Raw genomic sequence first — 26,697 nt, forward strand, 5'->3', positions numbered from 1 at the left:
CAAAAAAACGAGCCCTGACGGGCTCGATCCACGTCGCTTTCAAATCAGAAGCGATAGTGCGAGAACGCCTTGTTGGCCTCGGCCATGCGGTGCACTTCTTCGCGCTTCTTCATCGCCGCACCACGACCTTCAGCCGCTTCCAGCAACTCGCCAGCCAAACGCTGGGCCATCGACTTCTCGGCACGCTTGCGGGCGGCCTCGCGCAGCCAGCGCATCGACAGCGCCATGCGACGAGAGGGACGCACTTCCACCGGCACCTGGTAGTTGGCACCACCGACGCGGCGGCTCTTCACCTCGACCACCGGGCGCACATTGCCCAGAGCAGCCGTAAACACTTCCAGCGGATCCTTGCCGGATTTGCTGGAGATGTGATCAAAGGCACCATAGACGATGCGCTCAGCCACGGCCTTCTTGCCGGCCTGCATGATCACATTGATGAACTTGGAAACATCCTGACTACCAAACTTCGGATCCGACAGGACCTCACGCTTGGGAACTTCGCGACGACGCGGCATATCAACCCCTTCCGATTCTCATTGAGCCAACAATCAGGCTTTCTTCGGGCGCTTGGCACCGTACTTGGAGCGCGACTGCTTACGATCCTTGACACCCTGCAAGTCCAGCGACCCGCGGACGATGTGGTAACGCACACCCGGCAAGTCCTTCACCCGGCCACCGCGAATCAGGACCACGGAGTGCTCCTGCAGGTTGTGCCCCTCACCGCCGATGTACGAGATCACCTCGAACCCGTTGGTCAGGCGCACCTTGGCCACCTTACGCAACGCGGAGTTCGGCTTCTTCGGCGTCGTGGTGTACACACGGGTACACACGCCACGCTTCTGCGGGCAGGCTTCCAGCGCCGGCACCTTGCTTTTGAGTACGGCGGATTTCCGCGGTTTGCGGACGAGCTGATTAATTGTTGGCATAGCTTGAGAATTTCCCAAAAAACCGAGGCAGCCCCCTGGGCCGCCTCGGGCGGTGTATTCCGGCTGCGACTGACTACGATTGGTCAGTCTACAAAAAGAGGCCGGATTTTACCCCCGTTTGTTTTAAAAGGTCAACGCGTTGACACATCTTCCTGCGGCAGATCCAGGAGCTCTTCGGCCGCCGCGGGCCAGGCGTGCTCCCCGCCCAGGTCCTGTCCTTCGGACTGGGCACGGCGGTTACGGTGGTACGCCATCCCGGTACCGGCCGGGATGAGTCGGCCGACGATGACGTTTTCCTTGAGACCACGGAGTTCGTCACGCTTGCCCATGATGGCCGCTTCGGTCAGCACCCGGGTCGTTTCCTGGAAGGACGCGGCCGAGATGAAGGAGTCGGTCGACAAGGAGGCCTTGGTGATACCGAGCAGCACGTTTTCGTAGCTGGCCGGCAACTTGCCTTCGGCTTCGATCCGGTCGTTCTCGTCCAGCACTTCGGAGCGCTCGACCTGCTCTTCACGAATGAAGCGGGTGTCGCCCGAATCCGAGATCACCACACGGCGCAGCATCTGACGCACGATCACTTCGATGTGCTTGTCGTTGATCTTCACGCCCTGCAGACGATAGACGTCCTGCACTTCGTCGATGATGTAGCGGGCCAGCGCCTCGATGCCCTTGAGGCGCAGGATGTCGTGCGGTTCGGCCGGCCCGTCGACGATCGGCTCGCCCTTGTTGACCACCTGGCCGTCGTGCACCATGACGTGCTTGTCTTTCGGAATCAGGAACTCGTGCGCCGTGCCGTCCAGCTCGGTGATCACCAGACGTTGCTTGCCCTTGGTTTCCTTGCCGAAGGACACGGTACCGGTGAACTCGGCCAGCACGCCGGCATCCTTCGGGGAACGTGCTTCGAACAGCTCCGCCACCCGCGGCAGACCGCCGGTGATGTCGCGGGTCTTGGCCGATTCCTGCGGGATGCGTGCCAGGATGTCGCCGACGTTGATCTGCTGACCATCCTTGACGGTGATGATCGAGCCGACCTGGAAGGTGATAGCCACCGCATGATCGCTGCCGGCGATCTTCACTTCATCGCCCTTCTCGTCGAACAGCTTGACCTGCGGGCGCATGCCCTTGGTAGAAGCGGAGCCGCCACGACGCTTGGCATCGATCACCACCAGGGTGGACAGACCGGTCACCTCGTCGATTTGCTTGGCGACGGTCGCCCCTTCCTCGACGTTCTCGAACTTCACCGTACCGGCGAACTCGGTCACGATCGGGCGGGTGTGCGGATCCCAGGTGGCCAGTTGCTGGCCGGCCTTGATGGCATCGCCATCGCTGACCAGCAGCATGGCGCCGTAGGGCACCTTGTGACGCTCGCGCTCGCGGCCCATATCGTCGGCCACCAGTACTTCCGCCGAGCGGGCGATGATGATCTTCTCGCCCTTGGCGTTGGTCACATAACGCATGTTCTGGGTGAAGCGGATGCTGCCGGCCGACTTGGCTTCGACCGAACTGGCCGCTGCCGCCCGCGACGCCGCACCACCGACGTGGAAGGTCCGCATGGTCAGCTGGGTACCCGGCTCACCGATCGACTGCGCTGCGATCACACCGACCGCCTCGCCGACGTTCACCAGTGAGCCTCGGCCCAGGTCACGACCGTAGCACTTGGCGCACAGACCGTAACGGGTTTCGCAGCTCAGCGGGGTACGCACGGCCACTTCGTCGATGCCGAGGCTTTCGATCAACTCGACCGCGTTCTCGTCGAGCAGTTCGCCGGCGGCGATGACGGTTTCCTGGGTGTCCGGATTGACCACATCGTCGATGCACACGCGACCGAGGATGCGCTCGCGCAGCGGCTCGATGACCTCGCCGCCCTCGATCATGGCCTTCATGTTGAAGCCGTTGCGGGTACCGCAATCGTCTTCGGTGACCACCAGATCCTGTGTCACGTCGACCAGGCGGCGCGTCAGGTAACCCGAGTTCGCCGTCTTCAGTGCGGTATCGGCCAGGCCTTTACGCGCACCGTGCGTCGAGATGAAGTACTGAAGCACGTTCAGGCCTTCACGGAAGTTGGTGGTGATCGGCGTCTCGATGATCGAGCCGTCCGGCTTGGCCATCAGGCCCCGCATACCGGCCAGCTGGCGGATCTGTGCGGCAGAACCCCGCGCCCCGGAGTCGGCCATCATGTAGATGGAGTTGAAGGACTCCTGATCGACTTCCTTGGCTTCCGGCGCCTTCGCGCCCGGCATATACACGGCCTGCCACCAGTTGTCGCGCGGCGTCGCACCGAAGCGGTCCTCGATCTTCTGCTTGCCGAGCTGATCCATCATCGCCTTGGCGACCTGGTCACCGGTGCGGCCCCAGATATCGACCACCTTGTTGTAGCGTTCGCCATCGGTCACCAGACCCGACGCGTACTGCTGGGCGATCTCTTTCACTTCGTTTTCGGCAGCGCGGATGATCGGCTCTTTCTGATCCGGCACCAGCATGTCCTTGACCGCGATCGACACCCCGGCACGCGTCGCCAGACGGAAACCGAACTGCATCAGCTGGTCAGCGAACACCACCGTCGCCTTCAGGCCGCAACGGCGGAAGGAGGCGTTGATGAGCTTGGAAATTTCCTTTTTCTTCAGCGGCTTGTCGATCACGCTGAACGGCAGACCGGCCGGCAGGATTTCCGACAGCAGCGCACGGCCGGCCGTCGTGTTGTAGCGGGTCACGCGCTCGATGCGCTCGCCATCCGGACCGAGATCGGCTTCTTTCAGGCGCACGGTGATGCGCGCATGCAGCGACAGGTTGCCCGACTCGTAGGCGCGCAGCACCTCGGAGACGTCCTGCAGCACCATGCCGTCGCCCTTCTCGCCGATGCCTTCGCGGCTAGCGTAGTACAGGCCCAGCACAATGTCCTGCGACGGGACGATGATCGGCTCGCCGTTGGCGGGCGAGATCACGTTGTTGGAGGCCAGCATCAGGGTGCGGGCTTCCATCTGCGCTTCGAGCGACAGCGGCACGTGGACGGCCATCTGATCGCCGTCGAAGTCGGCGTTGAACGCGACGCAGACCAGCGGATGCAGCTGGATCGCCTTGCCTTCGATCAGCACCGGCTCGAAGGCCTGGATACCGAGGCGGTGCAGGGTCGGGGCGCGGTTGAGCAGCACCGGATGTTCGCGGATCACCTCTTCGAGGATGTCCCACACCACCGGCTCCTGGCTCTCCACCATCTTCTTGGCCTGCTTGATGGTCGTGGCCAGCCCCATCAGCTCCAGCTTGTTGAAGATGAAGGGCTTGAACAGCTCCAGTGCCATCAGCTTGGGCAGGCCACACTGGTGCAGCTTGAGCTGCGGGCCCACCACGATGACCGAACGGCCGGAGTAGTCGACACGCTTGCCCAGCAGGTTCTGACGGAAACGACCGCCCTTGCCCTTGATCATGTCGGCCAGCGACTTGAGCGGACGCTTGTTGGCACCGGTCATGGCCTTGCCGCGGCGACCGTTGTCGAGCAGGGAGTCGACCGACTCCTGCAGCATGCGCTTCTCGTTGCGCACGATGATCTCGGGCGCCTTGAGCTCGAGCAGACGCTTCAGACGGTTGTTGCGGTTGATGACGCGACGGTACAGGTCGTTCAGGTCGGAAGTGGCGAAACGGCCGCCGTCCAGCGGCACCAGCGGACGCAGGTCCGGCGGCAGCACCGGCAGCACCGCCAGGATCATCCACTCCGGCTTGATGCCGGACTGCTGGAAGGCCTCGAGGATCTTCAGGCGCTTGGAGAACTTCTTGATCTTGGCGTCGGAGCTGGTCGCTTCGAGTTCGCCGCGCAGCTTCTCGATCTCCTGATTCACGTCGAGCGTGCGCAGCAGCTCGCGCACGCCTTCGGCGCCCATCGAGGCTTCGAACTCGTCACCGTATTCTTCGACCTTGGCCAGGTAGTCGTCTTCAGTCAGCAGCTGGCCACGGGTCAGCGGGGTCATGCCCGGCTCGACCACCACGAAGCCTTCGAAGTACAGCACGCGCTCGATGTCGCGCAGGGTCATGTCGAGCACCATGCCCAGACGGCTGGGCAGGCTCTTCAGAAACCAGATGTGCGCCACCGGCGAGGCCAGTTCGATGTGGCCCATGCGCTCGCGGCGCACTTTCGACAGCGTCACTTCGACGCCGCACTTTTCGCAGATCACGCCGCGGTGCTTGAGACGCTTGTACTTGCCGCACAGGCACTCGTAGTCCTTCACCGGGCCAAAGATCTTGGCGCAGAACAAGCCGTCGCGCTCGGGCTTGAAGGTGCGGTAGTTGATGGTCTCCGGCTTTTTGACTTCGCCATAGGACCAGGACCGGATTTTGTCCGGCGATGCGAGACCGATGGTAATCGCATCAAACTCTTCCTCATTGGGAAGGGTCTGTTTGAACAGATCAGCGAGCAGGCTTTTCATGTGTCACTCCATCCGATTGAGCGTTGGACTCAGTCGGCTCAAATACGATCCAGGTCGATGTCGATGGCCAGCGAGCGAATTTCCTTCACCAGCACGTTGAACGACTCGGGCATGCCCGCATCGATCTTGTGCTCGCCCTTGACGATGTTTTCGTACACCTTGGTCCGGCCGGTCACGTCGTCGGACTTGACCGTCAGCATTTCCTGCAGCGTGTAGGAGGCGCCGTAGGCTTCCAGGGCCCACACTTCCATTTCGCCGAAACGCTGACCACCGAACTGCGCCTTGCCGCCCAGCGGCTGCTGGGTCACCAGCGAGTACGGGCCGGTGGAGCGGGCGTGCATCTTGTCATCGACCAAGTGGTGCAGCTTCAACACGTGCTTGTAGCCCACCGTGACCTTGCGCTCGAAGGCTTCGCCGGTGCGGCCGTCGAACAGCGTGACCTGGCCGGAGGTCGGCAGACCTGCGATTTCGAACATCGCCTCGATCTCGCTTTCCTTGGCACCGTCGAACACCGGCGTGGCGAAGGGCACGCCCTTGCGCAGGTTGTCGGCCAGCTCCAGCACTTCCTCGTCCTTGAAGCTGTCGATGTCCTCGCTCTTGCCGTGACGGTTGTAGATCTCGCCGAGCAGGCCACGCACTTCCTTGACGGCGGCGTTGGTACGCAACATGGTGTCGATCTTGTTGCCCAGACCCTTGGCGGCCCAGCCCAGGTGGGTTTCGAGAATCTGACCGATGTTCATCCGCGAGGGCACGCCCAGCGGGTTGAGCACCACGTCGACCGGCGTCCCGTTTTCCATGTACGGCATGTCTTCGACCGGCACGATGCGCGAGACCACACCCTTGTTACCGTGACGACCGGCCATCTTGTCGCCCGGCTGCAGGCGACGCTTGACCGCCAGGTAGACCTTGACCATCTTCTGCACGCCCGGGGGCAGCTCGTCGCCCTGGGTGAGCTTCTTCTTCTTGACCTCGAAGGCCAGCTCGAAATCCTTGCGGGTCTTCTCGAGACCTTCGCGGACCGCTTCGAGCTGGGTCGCGATCTCTTCGGCCGCCATGCGGATGTCGAACCAGTGATACGGCTCGAGGCTGTCCAGGTAGGCGTCGGAGATCTCGGTGCCCTTGGCCAGCTTCTTCGGCCCGCCGTTGGCCTTCTGGCCCACGATCATGCGACGGATACGGGCGAAGGCGTCGCGCTCGACGATGCGCATCTGGTCGGCCAGATCGGTCTTGAAGCTGCGCAGCTGGTCGTCGATGATCGACTGGGCGCGCACATCGCGCTCGATGCCTTCGCGGGTGAACACCTGCACGTCGATGACGATGCCGTTCATGCCCGAGGGCACGCGCAGCGAGGTGTCCTTCACGTCGGAGGCCTTCTCACCGAAGATCGCGCGCAGCAGCTTCTCTTCCGGCGTCAGCTGGGTCTCGCCCTTGGGCGTGACCTTGCCGACCAGCACGTCACCGGCTTCGACTTCGGCGCCGATGTACACGATGCCGGACTCGTCCAGGCGGCCCAGTTGGGCTTCGCCCAGCGATGCGATATCGCGGGTGATCTCTTCGGGTCCGAGCTTGGTGTCACGGGCCACGACGGTCAGCTCCTCGATATGGATCGAGGTGAAGCGGTCGTCGGCCACGACACGTTCGGAGATGAGGATCGAGTCTTCGAAGTTGTAGCCGTTCCACGGCATGAACGCGACCAGCATGTTCTGGCCGAGGGCCAGTTCGCCCAGGTCGGTCGAGGCGCCGTCGGCGATCACGTCGTTGCGGGCGATCACGTCGCCCACCTTGACGATGGGACGCTGGTTGATGTTGGTGTTCTGGTTGGAACGGGTGTACTTGATCAGGTTGTAGATGTCGACACCGACTTCGCCCGCCAGGGTTTCGTCGTCGTTGACCCGCACCACGATACGGTTGGCATCGACATAGTCGACCACGCCGCCGCGGGTTGCCTGCACGGCGGTACCCGAGTCGACCGCCACCAGGCGCTCGATGCCGGTGCCGACGAAGGGCTTCTCGGGGCGCAGGCAGGGCACGGCCTGACGCTGCATGTTGGCGCCCATCAGCGCGCGGTTCGCGTCGTCATGCTCAAGGAACGGAATCAGCGAGGCAGCCACCGACACGATCTGGCCCGGCGCCACGTCCATGTACTGAACGGAGTCGGCCACGGCCAGCGAGAATTCCCCCTTGTGACGGCAGGACACCAGTTCGCCGCTCAGCCGGCCTTCGGCGTTGATCTGCGCGTTGGCCTGGGCGATCACGTACTGGCCTTCTTCGATGGCCGACAGGTAATCGATCTGGTCGGTGACTTTCCCGTCCTCGACCTTGCGGTACGGGGTTTCGAGGAAGCCGTAGCGGTTGGTGCGCGAGTACACGGCCAGCGAGTTGATCAGACCGATGTTCGGACCTTCCGGCGTTTCGATCGGGCACACGCGGCCATAGTGGGTCGGATGCACGTCGCGCACTTCAAAGCCGGCGCGCTCACGCGTCAGACCACCCGGACCGAGCGCCGAGACACGACGCTTGTGCGTGATCTCGGACAGCGGGTTGGTCTGGTCCATGAACTGCGACAGCTGGCTGGAACCGAAAAACTCCTTGATGGCGGCGCTGATCGGCTTGGCATTGATCAGGTCATGCGGCATCAGGTTGTCGGATTCGGCCTGGCCCAGGCGCTCCTTGACGGCACGCTCGACACGCACCAGACCGGCGCGGAACTGGTTCTCGGCCAGCTCACCCACCGAACGCACACGGCGGTTGCCGAGATGATCGATGTCGTCGATCTCGCCACGACCGTTGCGCAGCTCGATGAGGATGGCGATGACCGCCAGGATGTCTTCGTTCGACAGCGTCCCCGGACCTTCCTCGGTCTTCGGGCCAACCGCCTCGAGCATCCGGCGATACCATTCCGGCGCCTTGTCGTCGATCTTTTCGGGATAGGCGCGGCGATTGAACTTCATGCGGCCGACGGCCGACAGGTCGTAGCGCTCTTCGGCGTAGAACAGCCCCTTGAACAGGGCTTCGACCGCGTCTTCGGTGGGCGGCTCGCCCGGACGCATCATGCGATAGATGGCGACCTTGGCAGCCCACTCGTCGGTGGTTTCGTCGATGCGCAGGGTCTGCGAGATGTGCGCACCGCGATCCAGATCGTTGATGTACAGCGTCGGCAGCTCGACCACGTTGGCGTCGCGCAGCTGCGCCAGCACCTCTTCGGTGATCTCGTCATTCGCACGGGCGACGATTTCGCCGGTCTCCGCATCGACCAGATCCTTGGCGATCACGCGGCCGAGGAGGAAGTCGTCCGGCACGTCGATCGCCGACACGCCGGCATCGGCGAGTTGACGGATATGACGCGCGGTGACGCGCTTTTCCTTCTCGACGATGACCTTGCCGTCGGCATCGAGGATGTCGAATTTGGCCACTTCGCCGCGCAGGCGCTCGGGCACCACAGCAAACGAAGCGCCATCAGCCTTCAGCTCGAAGCGGTCGAAGTCATGGAAAGTCGCCAGGATCTGCTCGGTTGTCATCCCGATGGCACGCATCAGGATCGACACCGGCATCTTGCGGCGACGGTCGACGCGGAAATACAGGTAGTCCTTCGGGTCGTACTCGAAGTCCAGCCAGGAGCCGCGGTAGGGAATCACCCGCGCCGAGAACAGCAGCTTGCCCGAGGCATGCGTCTTGCCGCGGTCGTGCTCGAAGAACACACCCGGCGAACGGTGCAGCTGGGACACGATGACCCGCTCGGTACCGTTGATGACGAAGGAGCCGGTGTTCGTCATGAGCGGAATCTCGCCCATGTAGACTTCCTGCTCCTTGACTTCCTTGACGGTCTCCTTCGGCGCTTCGCGGTCCATGATGACCAGGCGCACGCGCGCGCGCAGCGGGGCCGCAAAGGTCAGGCCGCGCTGCTGGCACTCTTTCACATCGAACGCCGGCTCGCCCAGCAGGTAGTGCACGAATTCGAGGCGTGCATTTCCGCTGTGGCTGCTGATCGGGAAGATCGAGGTGAAGGCGGCCTGCAGGCCCTGGTTGGCCCGCTGCGCTGCGGAGGTTTCCGCCTGGAGGAAGGATGCGAAGGACTCAATCTGCGTCGCCAGCAGAAAGGGCGCGTCCAGCACAGCCCCGCCTTTGGCAAAGCTCTTGCGGATACGCTTTTTCTCGGTGTAGGAGTACGCCATAGATGCTCCGGGTAGCGTTCAGACGTGGGAAGACAGGAGACAATGAGCCGTCAGGGACGATCTCGTTCTCTTCTGGCTTCGAAAAGTACGAAAGGGCTGGCGCCCACTTTCGGGTGCCAGCCCTGCCTGGGACCGAGAAATTACTTGATCTCGACCTTGGCGCCGGCTTCTTCGAGCTGCTTCTTGAGGCCTTCGGCCTCGTCCTTGGCCACGCCTTCCTTGACGGCCTTCGGAGCACCGTCAACCAGGTCCTTGGCTTCTTTCAGGCCCAGGCCGGTGGCAGCGCGCACGACCTTGATGACTTCGACTTTCTTCTCGCCGACAGCGGCCAGAATCACGTCGAATTCGGTCTTCTCTTCAGCGGCGGCGGCGGCTTCACCAGCCACGGCGGGGCCGGCCACGGCCACGGCGGCAGCGGCGGACACACCGAACTTCTCTTCCATTTCCTTGATCAGTTCGGACAGTTCCAGAACCGACATGGACGCGATTGCGTCGAGGATTTCTGCTTTGCTAACAGCCATTTGAGTTACTCCTGATAACTGAACTAACGCCGCTTCCCAAGAAACGGCAATTACTCGGGAAATTACGCAGTCTCTTTCGAATCACGAACCGCTGCGAGCGTACGCACGAACTTTCCGGGCACCTCGTTGAGCGTCTGGACGAACTTGGCGATCGGTGCCTGCATCGTGCCGAGCAGCTTGGCCAGCAGCTCTTCACGACTCGGCATGGTGGCCAGTGCCTTGACCCCAGCTGCGTCCATGACGAAGTTGGGCATGACACCGGCTTTGATCACCAGCTTGTCGTTGTCCTTCGAGAACTGCTGAAGCACCTTGGCCGGCGCCACCGGATCTGCGGAAATACCGTAGATCAGCGGCCCCACCAGCTGGTCAGACAGCCCTTCGAAGTGCGTGCCAGCAATGGCACGCCGCGCAAGGGTGTTCTTCAGTACGCGCAGATAAACGCCCGCTTCACGCGCCTTGGCGCGCAATTCGGTCACTTGACCCACTTCGAGACCACGGTACTCAGCGACAATGATCACCTGCGCGTTCGCCACTTCGGCGGACACGTCGGCGACAACTGCCTTCTTACCTTCAAGATTGAGACCCACGGTCATCTCCCACTGAATGGTTACGCCTCACCTGGGTAGCACGTACCCGGGATCGGACCACTTTCGGCGACCGTCATTCAGGAGATCAAGAGCTACTCGGCAGGGCCGATAATGAATCCTGATTCGGGCTTCGCCATCTACGCTGGGCTCGCGCCCGACACAGGGGTCGGACTCGAATTTGAGACTCGCTCCGGCAGGCCGGATAAAGAATCCCCAGCGGTCTTTGACAACCTGCGGCGTCACCGACACCGCAGCCCAAAGACCCGACCACCCCTTCCGGGGTCGCCGGGCAAACTCGCATCAAGCGTTGATCACGCTCGACGGCTCGACGCGCACACCGGCACCCATGGTGCTGGACACGGCGACGCGACGCAGATACAGGCCTTTCGACGTGGCCGGCTTGGCTTTGTTCAGCGCGTCGACCAGCGCAGCGGCATTCTGCTGCAGCGATTCGACCGAGAACGATGCACGACCGATGGTGGCGTGCACGATGCCGCCCTTGTCGGCGCGGTACTGCACCTGACCGGCCTTGGCGTTCTTCACCGCCGTCTCGACGTCCATGGTCACCGTCCCGACTTTCGGGTTCGGCATCAGGCCACGCGGGCCGAGAATCTGGCCCAGCTGACCGACCACGCGCATGGCGTCCGGCGTGGCGATACACACGTCGAAATCCAGATTGCCGGCCTTGACCTGCTCGGCCAGATCGTCGAAACCGACCACATCGGCACCGGCCGCCTTGGCGGCAGCGGCCTTGTCGCCCTGGGCGAACACAGCCACGCGCACGCTCTTGCCGGTACCGGCGGGCAGCACGACCGAACCGCGCACCACCTGATCCGATTTACGCGGATCGATACCGAGATTGACGGCCACGTCGACGGACTCGTCGAATTTGGCGCTGGCCAGATCCTTGATCAACGCCAGCGCGTCGGCCATGGAGTACACACGATTGCGATCAACCTTGGCGCGGATCGCCTGCACGCGCTTGGAAACTTTTGCCATGATCAGAGCCCCTCAACCGTCACGCCCATGCTGCGCGCAGAACCTGCGATGGTCCGCACAGCACCTTCCAGATCCGCCGCCGTCAGGTCGGGCATCTTGGTCTTGGCGATTTCTTCGATTTGCGCACGCGTCACGCTGCCGACCTTGTCGGTATGCGGGCGGGGCGACCCTTTCTGCAGACCGGCCGCCTTCTTGATCAGGACCGACGCCGGCGGCGTCTTCATGATGAAGGTGAAGCTCTTGTCGCTGAAGGCAGTGATGACGACAGGGATCGGCAGACCCGGCTCAAGGCTCTGCGTGCGGGCGTTGAACGCCTTGCAGAATTCCATGATGTTCAGGCCGCGCTGACCCAGCGCGGGACCGATCGGGGGGCTCGGGTTGGCTTTCCCCGCCGGCACCTGCAGCTTGATATAGCCGATGATTTTCTTAGCCATGAAGGCTTGCTCCTATAGTGAGTGCGAACGCACCAGCCTGCGGCCGGCGCTCCTCGATCCCGCCAGCGGCGGGCTCAGGCTCAGGTCTTTTCGACCTGGCCGAATTCCAGCTCGACGGGTGTGCCGCGACCGAAGATGGTCACCGACACCCGCAACTTGCTCTTCTCGTAGTTCACGTCTTCGACCGCCCCGTGGAAATCGGTGAACGGACCTTCCTTGACGCGAACCACTTCGCCGACCTCAAACAGAACCTTGGGACGCGGCTTCTCCACACCCTCCTGGATCTGACTCATGATCTTGGCCACTTCCTTCTCGGAAATCGGCGTCGGCTTGGTCCCGGTGCCACCCACGAAGCCGGTGACCCGCGGTGTCGACTTGACCAGATGCCAAGTCTCCTCGTTCATTTCCATCTCGACGAGCACATAGCCCGGAAAGAACTTGCGCTCCGAAATGCTTTTCTGGCCGGATTTCATCTCGACCACTTCTTCCACCGGCACCAGAACCTGACCAAACAAGTCCTGCATGCCTGCGCGCGAGATGCGCTCGATCAGCGCACGCTGAACCGATTTTTCGAAGCCCGAATAGGCGTGAACCACATACCAGCGTTTGGACATAATCACTTCCAGTTCAGCACGAGGTCGTACAACACCCACTCAAGGCTCTTGTCGGTCAGCCACAGGAACAATGCCATGGCGACCATGAAAGCGAAGACAACGCCCGTCATCTGGACCGTTTCCTTGCGGGTCGGCCAAACCACTTTTTTGGTCTCGGCCACCGTCTCGCGAACAAAAACGGCAAAGCGCTGGCCGGGCTCGGTGAACCAGGCAACGGCAGAACCCGCCGCCACGCCCGCCAGGACGACCAGAACGCGCAGCACCAGCACCTGCTCGGAGAGCAGGTAGAATCCAGCCACGCCAGCAGCCACCAGAAGCAGCGCCAGCACAAACTTGAGCTTGTCAGCCATTCGGGTCTAACAGTCCAGAAAATATGGCAGGGGCAGAGGGAATCGAACCCCCAACCTTCGGTTTTGGAGACCGACGCTCTGCCAGTTGAGCTATACCCCTGCAGCAGAGACTACAGGGCGCCACGATGCCGCAGCGCCCTTCGGAAAACAACAGTCAGCCGTCGATTACTCGATGACCTTGGCCACGACACCGGCGCCGACGGTACGACCGCCTTCACGGATGGCGAAGCGCAGACCTTCTTCCATGGCGATCGGGGCAATCAGCTTGACGGTGATCGACACGTTGTCGCCCGGCATGACCATCTCGGTGCCTTCGGGCAGCGAGATCGAACCGGTCACGTCCGTAGTGCGGAAGTAGAACTGCGGACGGTAGTTGGCGAAGAACGGGGTGTGACGACCACCTTCTTCCTTCGACAGCACGTAGATCTCGCCCGTGAAGTGGGTGTGCGGGGTGATCGAACCCGGCTTGCACAGCACCTGGCCACGCTCGACGTCTTCACGCTTGGTGCCGCGCAGCAGCACGCCGACGTTGTCGCCAGCCTGACCCTGATCGAGCAGCTTGCGGAACATTTCCACGCCGGTGCAGGTGGTCTTGACGGTCGGCTTGATACCGACGATCTCGATTTCCTCACCCACCTTGACGATGCCGCGTTCGACACGACCGGTCACCACAGTGCCGCGGCCGGAGATCGAGAACACGTCTTCGATCGGCAGCAGGAAGGGCTTGTCGATGGCGCGCTCGGGCGTCGGGATGTAGGAATCCAGGGCGTCGGCCAGTTGGAAAATCGCCGGCTCGCCGATCGGGCTCTGGTCGCCTTCGAGGGCCTTCAGGGCCGAACCCTTGACGATGGGCACATCGTCGCCCGGGAAGTCGTACTTGGAGAGCAGCTCGCGCACTTCCATCTCGACCAGCTCGAGCAGCTCTTCGTCGTCGACCATGTCGCACTTGTTCAGGAAGACGATGATGTACGGCACGCCGACCTGACGGGCCAGCAGGATGTGCTCGCGGGTCTGGGGCATCGGGCCGTCAGCGGCCGAACACACCAGGATCGCGCCGTCCATCTGCGCAGCACCGGTAATCATGTTCTTGACGTAGTCGGCGTGACCCGGGCAATCCACGTGGGCGTAGTGACGGGTGGCCGTCTCGTACTCGACGTGTGCCGTGTTGATCGTGATGCCGCGCGCTTTTTCTTCCGGCGCGCTGTCGATCGACGCGTAGTCCTTGGCTTCACCGCCGAACTTCTTCGACAGGATCGTCGTGATCGCCGCCGTCAGCGTGGTCTTGCCATGGTCAACGTGACCAATCGTGCCGACGTTGACGTGCGGTTTCGTCCGCTCAAACTTGCCCTTAGCCATATCGATACCTCTGTTCGAAATCAGGAATACGCGCTACACAATCCAGGCTGGCCACACCAAGCGAAGCTTGGTGCCCATGGGCAGGATTGAACTGCCGACCTCTCCCTTACCAAGGGAGTGCTCTGCCACTGAGCTACATGGGCACGCCACACACAACACATGGAGCGGGTGAAGGGAATCGAACCCTCGTCGTAAGCTTGGAAGGCTTCTGCTCTACCATTGAGCTACACCCGCACACAACGAAGCGACAATCCACACCGCCCGCTTCACCGGATTTCAAGCCTCGGCGCCAATCTATCTAACTACGTACATCCAAAAACCTGGTGGAGGGGGAAGGATTCGAACCTTCGAAGGCTGTGCCGTCAGATTTACAGTCTGATCCCTTTGACCGCTCGGGAACCCCTCCAGCGAGAAGCCCCGCACTATAGTCGGAGCCACTTTTCGTGTCAAACCTTTTTTGCGCCCGACGGTGACGCCGGCCCTGCCTGTCGCGCAAGGCCCTCCAGCGGCAGTGCGGTGGTGTGCTTGACGGTCTGCAGCACGAAGCTGGACTTCACGTTGGCGACCCCGTCGAGCTTCAGCAGACGATCCATCAGGAAGCGGGAAAAATGCTCCAGATCCTCGACCACCACATGCAGCAGATAGTCCATCTCGCCGGTCAGTGCAAAGCATGACAGCACTTCGGGCCACGCACCGACGGCGGCATGGAAGGCCCGGATCTGCGTGTCGCCGCGCTTGTCGAGCGTCACCGTCACATAGGCCTGCAGGCCCAGACCGACTCGCCATGGATCCACCAGCGCGGCGTAGCCGCGGATCACGCCCTGCGCTTCGAGCTGACGCACCCGCCGCAGGCACGGCGACGGCGACAAGGACACCTGGTGGGCCAGATCGGCATTGGTCATGCGTCCGTTGCGCTGAAGCGTCTCCAGAATGCCGAGGTCGATACGGTCGAGCGGGTCCATACAGGGCTCCGAAATGGCGTTCAGGCGAAGTGTGCGGCAAACACCGATTGCCGGCAATTTGGCGAACCCAGCCATCCGAGCACGCAGGGCAGACGTGCGCAGACGGCCACGGAGGCGGGCGCCAAGGCGCCTGACGCAACCTTCCGGGCCGGCCGGCATCCAACCCACTAGCCGCCGCCCCGACCCCGGGCTAGGCTAGGGGCGGGTATTCACAAGATTTCGCCCTGCAGCCCGACCTCGTGTTGCCACACCCCAAAAATCCGATTTTTGAGGAGGAACCCCATGGCCGACAGCACGCTTGCCCCCTCGCCCGCCCACGCGCCCAGTCTCGACGACAAGTACACCTTGAAGAAAGGCCGCGTCTATCTCACCGGCTATCAGGCCCTGGTGCGCCTGCTGATGATCCAGCAGGAGCGTGACGAGGCGGCCGGACTCAACACCGCCGGCTTCGTGTCCGGCTATCGCGGCTCGCCGCTGGGCGGCCTCGACCAGACGCTGTGGAAGGCGCGCCCGCATTTGAAGCAGCGCCATATCGTTTTCCAGCCGGGCATCAATGAAGACCTGGCGGCCACGGCGGTGTGGGGCTCGCAGCAGGTCAATCTCTCGCCCGAAGCCACGTTCGACGGCGTGTTCGCCATGTGGTACGGCAAAGGCCCCGGGGTCGACCGCAGCGGCGACGTCTTCCGCCATGGCAACGCGGCCGGCAGCTCGAAGTATGGCGGCGTGGTGGTGGTGGCCGGCGACGACCATGCGGCCAAGTCCTCCACCCTGCCGCACCAGACCGATCACTTCTTCAAGTCGATGATGATGCCTGTGCTGGCCCCGGCCGGCGTGCAGGAATACATCGATTTCGGTGTGCATGGCTACGCGCTGTCGCGCTACTCGGGGTGCTGGGTGGCGTTCAAGGCGCTGGCCGACACGGTGGAGACCTCCGCCTCGGTCGATGTCGATCCGAACCGAGTGCAGGTGGTCCTGCCCGACGACTTCGCGATTCCGCCCGACGGCCTCAACATCCGTTGGCCGGACCCACCGCTGGTGCAGGAGAAGCGGCTGCTGCACTACAAGCTCTACGCCGCGCTGGCCTATTGCCGGGCCAACGGGCTGAACCAGATCGTCATCGACTCGCCAACGCCCAAGCTGGGCATCATCACTTCGGGCAAGAGCTACCTGGACGTGCGCCAGGCCTTCGACGACCTGGGCATCGACGACGCGTTGGCCGCCGAGATCGGCATCCGGCTGTACAAGATCGGCATGGTGTGGCCGCTCGAATCGGTGGGCGTGCGCCATTTCGCCGAGGGGCTCGAAGAGATCCTGGTGGTCGAAGAAAAACGCCAGTTGCTCGAATACCAGCTCAAGGAAGAACTCTACAACTGGCGCGAAGACGTGCGCCCGCGCGTCATCGGCAAGTTCGACGAAAAGGGCGAATGGGCCCTGCTGCCCAAGGGCGACGGCAAGGTCGATCATGGCGAATGGCTGCTGCCGGCCGCCGGCGAGCTGACCCCGGCGATGATCGCCCGCGTGATCGCCGGCCGCATCGCCCGCTTCTTCACCTCCGACCGCATCCAGGCGCGCCTGGCCTTTTTGGAGGCCAAGGAAGCGGCGCTCGAAAAACGCGTGTTTTCCATCGACCGCGTACCCACCTTCTGTTCGGGCTGCCCGCACAACACCTCGACCCATGTGCCCGAGGGCAGCCGCGCGCTGGCCGGTATCGGCTGCCACTACATGGTCACCTGGATGCCCGAGCGACGCACCGGCACCTTCACCCAGATGGGCGGCGAAGGCGTGCCCTGGGTCGGCCAGGCGCCCTTCACCCGCGAAAAGCACATCTTCGCCAACCTGGGCGACGGCACCTACTTCCACTCCGGCCTGATGGCGATCCGCCAGGCGGTGGCCGCCGGTGTCAACATCACCTACAAGATCCTCTACAACGACGCGGTCGCCATGACCGGTGGCCAGCCGCATGACGGCCAGCTCACGGTGCCGATCATCGTCCGCCAGCTGCAGGCCGAAGGCGTCAACAACATCGTCGTGGTCACCGACGGCACGGCGCGCGCCTATGGCCCGTCCGACATTCCGCATGTACCGATGCGCCATCGCGACGAGCTCGACGCCATCCAGCGCGAGCTGCGCGACTCGGGCGGCGTCACCGCGCTGATCTACGACCAGACCTGTGCCGCCGAAAAACGCCGCCGGCGCAAGCGCGGCAAATACCCCGACCCGGCGCGGCGGGTGTTCATCAACGAGGCGGTGTGCGAGGGCTGCGGCGACTGCGGCGTGGTGAGCAACTGCATGTCGATCGTGCCGGTGGAAACCGAGTTCGGCCGCAAGCGGCAGATCGATCAGTCCTCCTGCAACAAGGACTACTCCTGCCTCAACGGCTTCTGCCCGAGCTTTGTCACCATCGAAGGCGGCGCGCCGCGCAAGGGGCGGGCGATCGCCGATGCCGACGCGCACTTCCCCGAGCTGCCCGAGCCGGTGGTGCCCGACACCACACGGCCCTTCGGCATCATGGTCACCGGCGTCGGCGGCACCGGCGTGGTCACCATCGGCGCGTTGATCGGCATGGGCGCGCACCTCGACGGCAAGGGCGTGACGGTGCTCGACATGACCGGCCTGGCACAGAAGGGCGGCTCGGTGTTCAGCCACATCCGTGTCGCCGACCGGCCCGACGATCTGCACGCGGTGCGCATCGCGGCCGGCGAAGCCAACGCCGTGATCGGCGGCGACGTCGTGGTCTCGGCCAGCGTCGAGGCCCTGGCCAAGATGGCCGCCGGGCGCACGCGCGCGGTCATCAACTGTGCCGAGATGCCCACCTCGGACTTCACCAAGAACCCCGACTGGCAGTTCCCGCTCGACAAGATGGAACGCACTGTGCGCGAGGCGGTCGGTGCCGACAATGTCGACTTCTTCGACGCCCAGGCGCTGGCCACGGCGCTGATGGGCGACGCGATTGCCACCAATCTGTTCCTGCTCGGCTACGCCTGGCAGAAGGGCATGGTGCCGGTCAGCCACGAGGGCTTGATGAAGGCCATCGAGCTCAACGGCGTCGCCATCCCGATGAACAAGCAGGCCTTCCTGTGGGGGCGGCGCGCCGCCTGCGACCTCGAGGCGGTCACTCGCATCGCCAATCCGCCGCACGCCACACCGCTGCACCCGCCCACGCTCGACGAGATCATCGAGCGCCGCGTGGCCTATCTGACCGACTACCAGGACGCCGCCTACGCCAAACGCTACCGCCATCTGGTCGAGCGCGTGCGCGCGGCCGAGGCCCCGCTGGGCACCGCCGGACTGAGCGAGGCGGTGGCGCGCAACTACTTCAAGCTGATGGCCTACAAGGACGAGTACGAAGTGGGCCGGCTGTATAGCGACCCGACCTTCTGGTCGCAACTGGAGGCCGCCTTCGAAGGCGACTACGAGGTCAAGTTCCACCTCGCTCCGCCCTTCCTCGCCAAGCCCGACCCGACCACCGGACGCATCGCCAAGCGGGTCTACGGCGAGGGCATGAAGCGCATCTTCCGCCTGCTGGCGCGGCTCAAGGGCCTGCGCGGCACGCGCTGGGACATCTTCGCCCGCACCGAAGAGCGTCGCGCCGAGCGCGCCCTGATCCGGCAATACGAACAGGATGTGGCCGAACTGCTCGATTCGCTCAGCTTCCTGCGCCACAAGCTGGCGGTGGAGATCGCCTCGATCCCCGACGCCATCCGCGGCTTCGGCCATGTCAAGGCCCGCAACATGGCCGAGGCAGAGAAAACCCGGCAGCGCCTGCTCCAGCAATGGCGCAAGCCTGCCGACCCGGCCAGCACGGCGCGCGCCGCCTGAGCCCGGCGCCGGGCGGCGGGGCCGTCGCCCGGTGGATATTTGGGCATGAAATCACCGGCTGATCGTCGCTTGCCCGGCGAGGCCGGCGGCTATCATGGCGGCAATCCGGTCTCGCGACTCTTTCATGCCACTGCTTCGCTTCCTGCTGGCCCAGGGCATTGCCTGGGCGCTGGTGTTCGCCGCCCTCAAGCTCGGCGCACCGCTCACCGGCCTCCTGCTGGCCGCCACCCAGGGCGTGCTGGCCGCCCTGGTCAGCCACCAGCTGCGCGCGGCGCGCTGGTGGCATCTCATTCATCTCGGCTTCACCCCGCTGGTCTGGGCGGCCAGCCAGTTCGGCGTCTCGGCGAGCTGGTATCTGGCTGCCTTCGTGGTGCTGGCGCTGTTCTACTGGACCAGCTTCCGTACCCAGGTGCCCTTGTTCCTGACCAATGCGCGCACGGCACGCGCCGTGCTCGCCCTGCTACCGGACACCTCCGCCCGGATCCTCGACGCCGGCGCCGGCACCGGCTCTCTGGTCCGCCCCCTCGCCGCCGCCCGGCCGGATTGCCAGGTGGTCGGTATCGAAGCGGCGCCCGCCCCGTGGCTGATCGGCCGTCTGCAAGCGGCCGGCCTGCGCAACCTCGACTGGCGTCGCGGCGACTTCTGGGCCGAGGACTGGTCCGACTACGACGTGATCTACGTCTTCCTCTCCCCAGTGCCGATGGCGCAGGTATGGGCCAAGGCGCAAGCACAGATGAAGGCCGGCAGCCGCCTGATCAGCAACAGTTTCGCGGTGCCCGACGCCACCCCCGAGCGCATCGTGCCGGCCGAAGCGGCCGGGGGCCGGACGCTCTATGTGTACGCGCCGACGGCGGCACCGAAGAACCGAGATAAGGGGAGAAAAAACCGGTCAGTTCCGCCGGATGCGCACGCGGCCGAGCATCGATAATTCGAACATGCGGCCTTTGCCGCGCATCGGAAACACCGTCATGGCTGACATCATCTGCGTGATCGGGAACAAGGGTGGCACCGGCAAGACCACCCTGTCGCACATGCTCTGCCAGGGGCTCGGCCTCCTCGGCCAGCGCTCCGCCTGCGTACTTACCGACACCTCCCGCGAACCTCTTGCCCCCAACGGCCGGCGCTATGTCACCGCTGACGCACGTACCCCCGAGAGCCTCACCAAGGTGGTGGACAAGCTGCGCACCATGGACGGCTGGCTGGGCGTGATCGACGGCGGCGGCAACCGCCCCGAGGTCGACCGGCGTCTGTATGCGCTGGCCGACATCGTGCTGCTGCCGTTCCGCGAATCGCATGAAGACATCCGGACGGTGATCGCCGACCTGGAGCGCTTTCCGCGCGCCTACGCCCTGCCCTCGCAGTGGCCCACCAATCCCTGGGCCCGCGAAGCCGCCGACCGCAGCGTGGGCCAGTGGATGAGCGCCTACCGCCACCGCATCCTGCGCCCGGTCAATGGCCTGTCATCGACCAAACTGCTGCTGCAGCGCGAAGTGCCGGACCAGTTGCCCACGCAATTGTCCAACGCCTGCCGCGCGATAGCGCGGCAGATGCTGGATGTGCTGGAAATCGAATACCGGGACACCAAGGACCCGGAAGAAGATGTCATGTCGGAGGACGCCGACATGGAAGCAGCCGGCCACCTGCCGCACTACGCCACCGGACTGTCGCGCTGAACCCGGCGCCAGGCCCATCCGGGCCGGGTTCAGGGCGGAGATCTTCCGGAGCCCCCGCTTAGACGCGCGCGCCGTGGCGGGTGATGACCAGCACCGCCTGGGCACGGTTGGTGACGTTCAAGGCGCGGAAGATCGCCGACATGTGCACCTTGACCGTCCCTTCCGACAAACCCAGCAGTTCGGCGATTTCCCGGTTGGTGCGGCCCTGGGCGAGCAACTCCATCACCCGGGTCTGCGCCGTGGTCAAGCCGAAACGGTCCTGGACCGGTGCACCGCTGCGCCGGCGCGCCACGCCAGCGGCATCTTCCTTGGGCGTATAAACGCCGCCGCCGAGCACGATGCGGATGGCGTCGAGCAATTCCTCGCTCGAGCACGACTTGGGCACGAACCCCGACGCCCCGGCCTTCAGCGCCCGCTGGATCGAGGCACCGTCATCGAGCGCCGACACCACGATCGCCGGCAGGTCCGGGAAACGCTTGGCCAGAATCGCCAGCAGCGAAAAACCGTTCATGTCCGGCAGCATCAGGTCGATAACCGCCAGGTCCCACTCGGAGTCGCGCTCCAGCTCGGCCAAGGCCTCGTCCGCCGCCTTGAACCCCACGCACTGCACGCCATCCTCCAGGCGCATCAGCGTCTGTGACATGGCTTCACGCACCAGAACGTGATCTTCAACCACCAGAATCTTCGTCACGAACTCTTCTCCAATCACTCTCTCGAGCGCTTTGCGCATCCCGACGGGATGGCGCGCCGACCATTCCAAAAGGATAGCATGGTGCCACATTGCCCAGCGTCGCGCCACGGCGCCGCGCCCGGCGGCGGATTGTCGGCATTGTGCCCGATTTCACCCGCGCTTTCGACGCAGGCCGGCGTCCCCGGCACCGGTCTCACGAATGGCCTATGCGCCTGTCGTCAATACAGCGACAATACCGGCAACCCCTTTTCGTGTCCGGTATCGCGCCCGCCCGACTCAGGCAACCACATAGCGCCATCTGCCATGCCCAACCGAACCGTCCTGTGGCTCACCGTCCTGTGCCTTGCTGCGGCCACCGCCACCAGCCGCGCAGCGCCCGACGCGGTGTCGACCGAGATGAGTTTTCTGGACGACATCCCGGTGGTGCTCTCGGCCGCCCGCCTGATCCAGCCGCTCAAGGATGCCCCCGGCGCCGCCACCGTCATCGACCGGGCCATGATCCGCGCCTCCGGCGCACGAAACCTGGCCGAACTGCTCGCCTGGGTGCCCGGCTTCCAGCTCGGACACAAGAATGGCGCCACGGCCCTGACCACCTATCACGGGCTGTCCGACGATGCGCCGCGGCGCATGCTGGTGCGGGTGGACGGGCGCTCGGCCTATTCGCCCTATTTCATCAGCGGCATCGAATGGGCCAAGATCAGCGTGGATATCGACGACATCGACCGCATCGAGGTGTTTCGCGGCTCCAACGCGGCGGCCTACGGCAGCAACGCCTTTCTCGGCGTGGTCAACATCATCACCCGGCCGGCGGCCGACACCCCACGTTTTCGCCTGCGCATCACCGAAGGCGAAAACGGCATCCAGGAGCGCGTGCTGTCCACCCGCCAGCAAGCCGGCAACGTCTCCGCCCGCCTGACCGTCGGCCGACAGGGCGACAACGGGTTGGAGCTGCTGGGCGACACCTATCGCAACCAGCGGGTCGATGCCCGCATCGACTGGCAGCTGGCACCCGACCAGGAGCTTGAATTCCACCTGGGCTTCGTCGACAGCCGGGCGCGCACCGGTCTGTCGAACGACGTCACCGACCCCGCGCGAAGCATCGACAGCTACAGCGGTTTCGGCCAGCTGCGCTGGCGCAAGCAGCTTGGCCTGGGCGATGAGATCAAGGCCACCTATTTTCATCAGGAAGAGCGCGCCGTCGATGCTTTTTTTGTACCAATCGGTGGAGGCAACGGCGTCCAAGTCGACTACGGAAACCGTGCGTTGCGTGACGATTTGGAATTCGAGCATCTACGCCACCCACGCAGCGACCTACGCTTAGCCTGGGGCGCGGGATGGCGCGAGGACAGGGTCAGTTCTGAGCAGATATTCGCCACCGACGAAAACATCGTGGTTCGCCAAGCGAGGCTCTTTGCCAATACTGAATGGCAGGCCACGCCCGAATGGACGTTCAATGCTGGCGCCATGCTGGAGAAGACCAACGAAACCGGCCCCCGCCTGTCGCCGCGTCTGGCCGCCAACTTCCATGTCCTGCCGGACACCACGCTGCGCGCCGCCTTCAGTCGTGCCTATCGCAATCTCACACCCTTCGAGCGATATGCCGACGTCCGATTTACCACCGTGACTGGTGGCGTATTGTTGCGCCAAAGCTTTCAACCCTCGCCTGGACTCAAACCGGAACGCGTGACGACACGCGAAGTTGGGGTGCGTCAGGAATGGCGAGGTGGGCGCAGCTCCGTTGACCTTCGCCTGTTCGACGAGCGCGTAGAAGATATGCTCCGCCGAGTAACTGCTCCCTCAAATGTCACCCCAGCCCCTGCACTCAACAACAACGGGGAGACCCCGCGTTATTTCAACGGCGGCTATGCCCGAATCCGTGGCGCCGAATTGAGCGGTCTATATCGTCCGACACATGACACCTGGGTCGGTGGGCATTATGCTTCGCTGGATATCAACAGCAACGACGAGTTTGCTGACCGGTCTGCCCCGAACGAGCAATTCTCGGTTTTCGCGGCGGCAGAGGTCTCCCCCGGATGGCATATGAGCGTATCGCACCATTTTGTCGGCAGCATGCAGTGGTACACGCAGGACAAACACCGGCTGAAAGCCTATCGTCGCACCGATCTGCGCCTTGCCCGCCGCATCGCCGCCGGCGGCGTGCGCGGGGAGCTGGCCGTCGGCGTGGAGCGGTTTACCGACGAGGTCTCCGACTACTTGCCCACCTTGACCCGCCCCACCCAAGCGTACGTGACGCTGCGCGTGGAATACTGAACCGCTCATGAGGCTGCCAGGCGCCTGCCTTCTGCGTGCCCTTGCCGTGCTGCTGTGCTGCACGGCGGGTCCGCTGATCGCTGCGCCCACCATCCATCTGGTGCTCAGCGGCGACGCCGACGCCTATCAACGCACGGCGCAGACGGTCGCCGACGCGCTGCAGGCCGAGCAACCGCGGATCGCGACCGTGCGCACCGAGGTCGGCGACTTCGATGCCAAAACCCTGGCGCCCGACGACATACTGATCGCCATCGGCACCCGTGCGGCCCAGGAACTGTCCCAGCACAACGGCAGCCACCCCCTGATCTGCACGCTGCTCACCGAGCAAAGCTATGCCGAGTTGCCGCCCGCCGCCCGTGGCAAGCGCTCCGCGGTGTTCATCGACCAACCCGTCTCCCGCCAACTGGCCCTGATCCGCGCGGCGCTGCCCGACTGGAACCGGATCGCCATCGTGCACGGGGCGCAGTCGGCCGGCTTCGTCAAGGCGATCCACGCCGCCGCACCGGCCCAGGGCCTGACGGTGCGTGCCGCCGAAGTCTCGGACGACCAGACGCTCTACAGCGCCTTGCAGGCGGTGCTGTCGCGCCCGGCCATCCTGCTGGCCGTGCCCGACCCCAAGGTGTTCAACAACTTCACCATCCAGAACGTGCTGCTCACCGCCTACCGCCACCGCGCCCCCGTCGTCGGCTTTTCGCCGGCTTATGTGCGCGCCGGCGCCGTCATGGCGGTCTATTCGACCCCCGAACACATGGGCCGGCAAGCCGCCGAACAGGCCATGCTGGCGGTCCGCGGCGCGCCGTTGCCCGAGGCCAGCTACCCGACGCAGTTCTCGGTCAGCGTGAACCCCCATGTGGCCCGTTCGCTGTCCATCGAGCTCCCCGACGCCGCCACGCTGGAAGCCAAGCTCCGCCGCGCGGAGGCTGCCCCATGATGTGGATACACGCCTGGGGCATCCGCGCGCGCGTGCTGCTGGTCGCCGTCATCCCGGCCATCACGCTGGCGGTCTTCATGACCGCCTACTACACCCACTCGCGGATCTCCGACCTGGAAGAGGCCTACCGCGACCGGGGTCGGGCCTTCGCGCGGCAGATCGCCGCGGCCACCGAGTACGCGGTCTTTTCCAACAACCGCGAAGACCTGCGACGCCTGCTCGACGGCGCCCTCTCCGAAGAAGACGTGCGCGGCATCCTGATCGACGACGCCGCCGGCCGCGAATTGGCCCGCAGCGGCATCATCAGCAGCGAAGTGGCGCTGCGCAGCCGCCAGCAGTCCTTCGACGAGGTGTTTGGCCATACGCTGCGCTTCTACGAACCGATCCTGCCCACCCGCCTCGATGTCGACCTGCTCGCCTTCGACGACGTCCAGCAAGGCACCAGCACCCGACAGCTGGGCACCGTCATCGTCGACCTCTCCCGCACCCGGCTCGACGCGCGACGCAACACCTTGCTATGGACGGGGCTGGTGGCGCTGCTGCTGGTGCTGGTCGGCAGCGTGCTGCTGGCCATCCGCATGAGCCAGGGCGTCAGCCAGCCGATCCGCAATGTCGCCGAGGCGGTCGGGCGCATCGGTGCCGGGCGCCTGCACGAGCGGGTCGCGGTGCGCGGCGGCGGCAGCCTGAAACGGCTGGCGATCGGCGTCAACGACATGGCCGAGCGCCTGCAGGGCGCCCATGAGGACATGACCCGGCGCATCGCCGAGGCAACGGCCGAACTGCGTGCCCGCAAGGAAGAGGCCGAACGCGCCGACATTGCCAAATCGCGCTTTCTCGCCGCGGCCAGCCATGACCTGCGCCAGCCGATGCACGCCCTCGGCCTGTTCATCGCCGAACTCAGCGGCCAGGATCACCCACCGGCCACCCACCGCCTGGTGCGCCAGATCGCCGCCTCGGCCGAGGCCATGGAAAACCTGCTCGACAGCCTGCTCGACATCTCCCGCCTCGATGCCGGCGCCCTGCAGCCCAACATCCAGCCCACGCCGCTCCAGCCCATCCTCGACCGCATCGTCAACGACTTCCACATCTGGGCCGAGGAGCGTCATCTGCGCCTGCGGGTGCGGCCGTGCCAGCACTGGATCGACACCGACCCGCTGCTGTTCGAACGCATCCTGTCGAACCTCGTCAGCAACGCCATCCGCTACACCGACCACGGCAGCATCCTCATCGCCTGTCGGCCCGAGGGCGAGGGCGACCGGCTGCGTGTCGAAGTGCGCGACAACGGCCGCGGCATCGAGGCCGACGCGCAGGAGCTGATCTTTCAGGAGTTCGTCCAGCTCGACAATCCCGAGCGCGCCCGCAGCAAGGGGCTCGGCCTCGGGCTGGCCATCGTCAGGCGACTCACCCAGCTGCTCGACCATCGCCTCAGCCTGCGCTCGCGGCCCGGGGTCGGCTCGGTGTTCGGCGTCAGCGCCCGCCGCGTGGCGCCCGAGGCGCCGGCCGTCGTCATCCCCGCCGACCGCCAGCCGGGCAGCCTGCAGGACGTCTCCGTCGCCGTGCTCGACGACGACCCGCTGGCGCTCGACAGCCTCACCAGCCTGCTGAGCGCCTGGGGTTGCCAGGTCACCGCCGCCGCCATGCCCTCGGCCCTGATCGACGCGCTCACCGGCGGCGCCCGGCCCGACATCCTGATCACCGACTACCGCCTGCAGGAACACCACACCGGCCTGGAGGTCATCGCCAACCTGCGCGGCGCCTTCGGCTACCAGTTGCGCGCCATCCTGATCAGCGGCGACACCGCCAGCGAGCCGCTCGAGCGCGCCCGCGCCGCGGGCGTGCCGCTGCTGCACAAGCCGGTCCGCCCCGCCAAGCTGCGCGCCTTGATGCAGCGCATGCTGACCGCCGAAGAACCGGACGACGAGGCTTGACGCCCGCGCCGCCGGCGCCGGATGCTGCCATGCACCATGCATTTGGCC

General features: G+C 64.5%; 19 protein-coding genes and 4 tRNA genes. 6 read left to right on the forward strand and 17 right to left on the reverse strand.

Annotation, left to right across the window (positions count from 1 at the left end; all coding sequences use genetic code 11):
* Positions 1-44 precede the first annotated feature (44 nt).
* The 16 genes from rpsG to I8J34_RS07350 form a co-directional block, all read right to left on the reverse strand.
* Positions 45-515: a 30S ribosomal protein S7 gene (gene rpsG / locus I8J34_RS07275; RefSeq protein WP_214360739.1), complete on the reverse strand. Its 471-nt coding sequence runs from the start codon at positions 513-515 to the stop codon at positions 45-47.
* 33 nt (positions 516-548) lie between these two features.
* A complete protein-coding gene (rpsL, locus tag I8J34_RS07280; RefSeq protein WP_214360740.1) occupies positions 549-926 on the reverse strand; it encodes a 30S ribosomal protein S12 in 378 nt (125 codons plus the stop codon).
* 131 nt (positions 927-1,057) lie between these two features.
* Entirely contained in the window at positions 1,058-5,341 is a 4,284-nt protein-coding gene (gene rpoC / locus I8J34_RS07285; RefSeq protein ID WP_214360741.1) for a DNA-directed RNA polymerase subunit beta', read from the reverse strand.
* Between the two features lie 38 nt (positions 5,342-5,379).
* On the reverse strand, positions 5,380-9,513 hold the full coding sequence (rpoB, locus tag I8J34_RS07290; RefSeq protein ID WP_214360742.1) for a DNA-directed RNA polymerase subunit beta: 4,134 nt from the start codon (positions 9,511-9,513) through the stop codon (positions 5,380-5,382).
* Positions 9,514-9,653: 140 nt separating this feature from the next.
* Positions 9,654-10,034, reverse strand: a complete 381-nt coding sequence (rplL, locus tag I8J34_RS07295) for a 50S ribosomal protein L7/L12 (protein ID WP_214360743.1) — start codon at positions 10,032-10,034, stop codon at positions 9,654-9,656.
* Between the two features lie 62 nt (positions 10,035-10,096).
* Positions 10,097-10,621: a 50S ribosomal protein L10 gene (rplJ, locus tag I8J34_RS07300; protein WP_214360744.1), complete on the reverse strand. Its 525-nt coding sequence runs from the start codon at positions 10,619-10,621 to the stop codon at positions 10,097-10,099.
* Positions 10,622-10,921: 300 nt separating this feature from the next.
* Complete coding sequence (gene rplA / locus I8J34_RS07305; RefSeq protein ID WP_214360745.1) at positions 10,922-11,620, reverse strand: 50S ribosomal protein L1; 699 nt, start codon at positions 11,618-11,620, stop codon at positions 10,922-10,924.
* Positions 11,621-11,622: 2 nt separating this feature from the next.
* A complete protein-coding gene (gene rplK, locus I8J34_RS07310) occupies positions 11,623-12,054 on the reverse strand; it encodes a 50S ribosomal protein L11 (RefSeq protein ID WP_214360746.1) in 432 nt (143 codons plus the stop codon).
* Positions 12,055-12,134: 80 nt separating this feature from the next.
* A complete protein-coding gene (gene nusG / locus I8J34_RS07315; RefSeq protein ID WP_214360747.1) occupies positions 12,135-12,668 on the reverse strand; it encodes a transcription termination/antitermination protein NusG in 534 nt (177 codons plus the stop codon).
* A 2-nt stretch (positions 12,669-12,670) separates the two neighbouring features.
* The gene (gene secE / locus I8J34_RS07320; RefSeq protein ID WP_214360748.1) at positions 12,671-13,018 is read right to left on the reverse strand and encodes a preprotein translocase subunit SecE; all 348 of its coding nucleotides are present in this window, start codon (positions 13,016-13,018) and stop codon (positions 12,671-12,673) included.
* 24 nt (positions 13,019-13,042) lie between these two features.
* Positions 13,043-13,118: transfer RNA gene (locus I8J34_RS07325), tRNA-Trp, on the reverse strand.
* A 65-nt stretch (positions 13,119-13,183) separates the two neighbouring features.
* Positions 13,184-14,374: an elongation factor Tu gene (gene tuf, locus I8J34_RS07330; RefSeq protein WP_214360737.1), complete on the reverse strand. Its 1,191-nt coding sequence runs from the start codon at positions 14,372-14,374 to the stop codon at positions 13,184-13,186.
* 68 nt (positions 14,375-14,442) lie between these two features.
* Positions 14,443-14,517: transfer RNA gene (locus tag I8J34_RS07335), tRNA-Thr, on the reverse strand.
* 17 nt (positions 14,518-14,534) lie between these two features.
* Positions 14,535-14,608, reverse strand: a tRNA-Gly gene (locus I8J34_RS07340).
* An 87-nt stretch (positions 14,609-14,695) separates the two neighbouring features.
* Positions 14,696-14,780, reverse strand: a tRNA-Tyr gene (locus I8J34_RS07345).
* A 40-nt stretch (positions 14,781-14,820) separates the two neighbouring features.
* Positions 14,821-15,336, reverse strand: a complete 516-nt coding sequence (locus I8J34_RS07350; RefSeq protein ID WP_214360749.1) for an Lrp/AsnC family transcriptional regulator — start codon at positions 15,334-15,336, stop codon at positions 14,821-14,823.
* A 282-nt stretch (positions 15,337-15,618) separates the two neighbouring features.
* On the opposite strand from I8J34_RS07350, the gene I8J34_RS07355 reads away from it, so the two are divergent.
* The 3 genes from I8J34_RS07355 to I8J34_RS07365 all read left to right on the forward strand — a co-directional run bounded on the left by I8J34_RS07355 (position 15,619) and on the right by I8J34_RS07365 (position 20,828).
* Complete coding sequence (locus I8J34_RS07355; protein WP_214360750.1) at positions 15,619-19,155, forward strand: indolepyruvate ferredoxin oxidoreductase family protein; 3,537 nt, start codon at positions 15,619-15,621, stop codon at positions 19,153-19,155.
* Between the two features lie 124 nt (positions 19,156-19,279).
* Positions 19,280-20,083: a class I SAM-dependent methyltransferase gene (locus tag I8J34_RS07360; RefSeq protein WP_214360751.1), complete on the forward strand. Its 804-nt coding sequence runs from the start codon at positions 19,280-19,282 to the stop codon at positions 20,081-20,083.
* Positions 20,084-20,123: 40 nt separating this feature from the next.
* The gene (locus I8J34_RS07365) at positions 20,124-20,828 is read left to right on the forward strand and encodes a P-loop NTPase family protein (protein WP_214360752.1); all 705 of its coding nucleotides are present in this window, start codon (positions 20,124-20,126) and stop codon (positions 20,826-20,828) included.
* 58 nt (positions 20,829-20,886) lie between these two features.
* Here the strand turns inward: I8J34_RS07365 and I8J34_RS07370 are convergent, their stop codons facing one another.
* Complete coding sequence (locus I8J34_RS07370; protein ID WP_214360753.1) at positions 20,887-21,519, reverse strand: response regulator transcription factor; 633 nt, start codon at positions 21,517-21,519, stop codon at positions 20,887-20,889.
* On the opposite strand from I8J34_RS07370, the gene I8J34_RS07375 reads away from it, so the two are divergent.
* From I8J34_RS07375 to I8J34_RS07385, 3 genes are read left to right on the forward strand one after another with little or no spacing between them, the layout of a single operon-like run.
* Positions 21,490-23,790: a TonB-dependent receptor plug domain-containing protein gene (locus I8J34_RS07375; protein WP_214360754.1), complete on the forward strand. Its 2,301-nt coding sequence runs from the start codon at positions 21,490-21,492 to the stop codon at positions 23,788-23,790. The genes I8J34_RS07370 and I8J34_RS07375 overlap by 30 nt on opposite strands.
* A gap of 7 nt (positions 23,791-23,797) precedes the next feature.
* Entirely contained in the window at positions 23,798-24,721 is a 924-nt protein-coding gene (locus tag I8J34_RS07380) for an ABC transporter substrate-binding protein (RefSeq protein ID WP_214360755.1), read from the forward strand.
* On the forward strand, positions 24,718-26,649 hold the full coding sequence (locus I8J34_RS07385) for a hybrid sensor histidine kinase/response regulator (RefSeq protein ID WP_313798623.1): 1,932 nt from the start codon (positions 24,718-24,720) through the stop codon (positions 26,647-26,649). The genes I8J34_RS07380 and I8J34_RS07385 overlap by 4 nt, the downstream gene beginning before the upstream one ends.
* Positions 26,650-26,697 lie beyond the last annotated feature (48 nt).

The sequence above is a fragment of the Denitromonas iodatirespirans genome (genome assembly GCF_018524365.1).
Classification (GTDB): domain Bacteria; phylum Pseudomonadota; class Gammaproteobacteria; order Burkholderiales; family Rhodocyclaceae; genus Nitrogeniibacter; species Nitrogeniibacter iodatirespirans.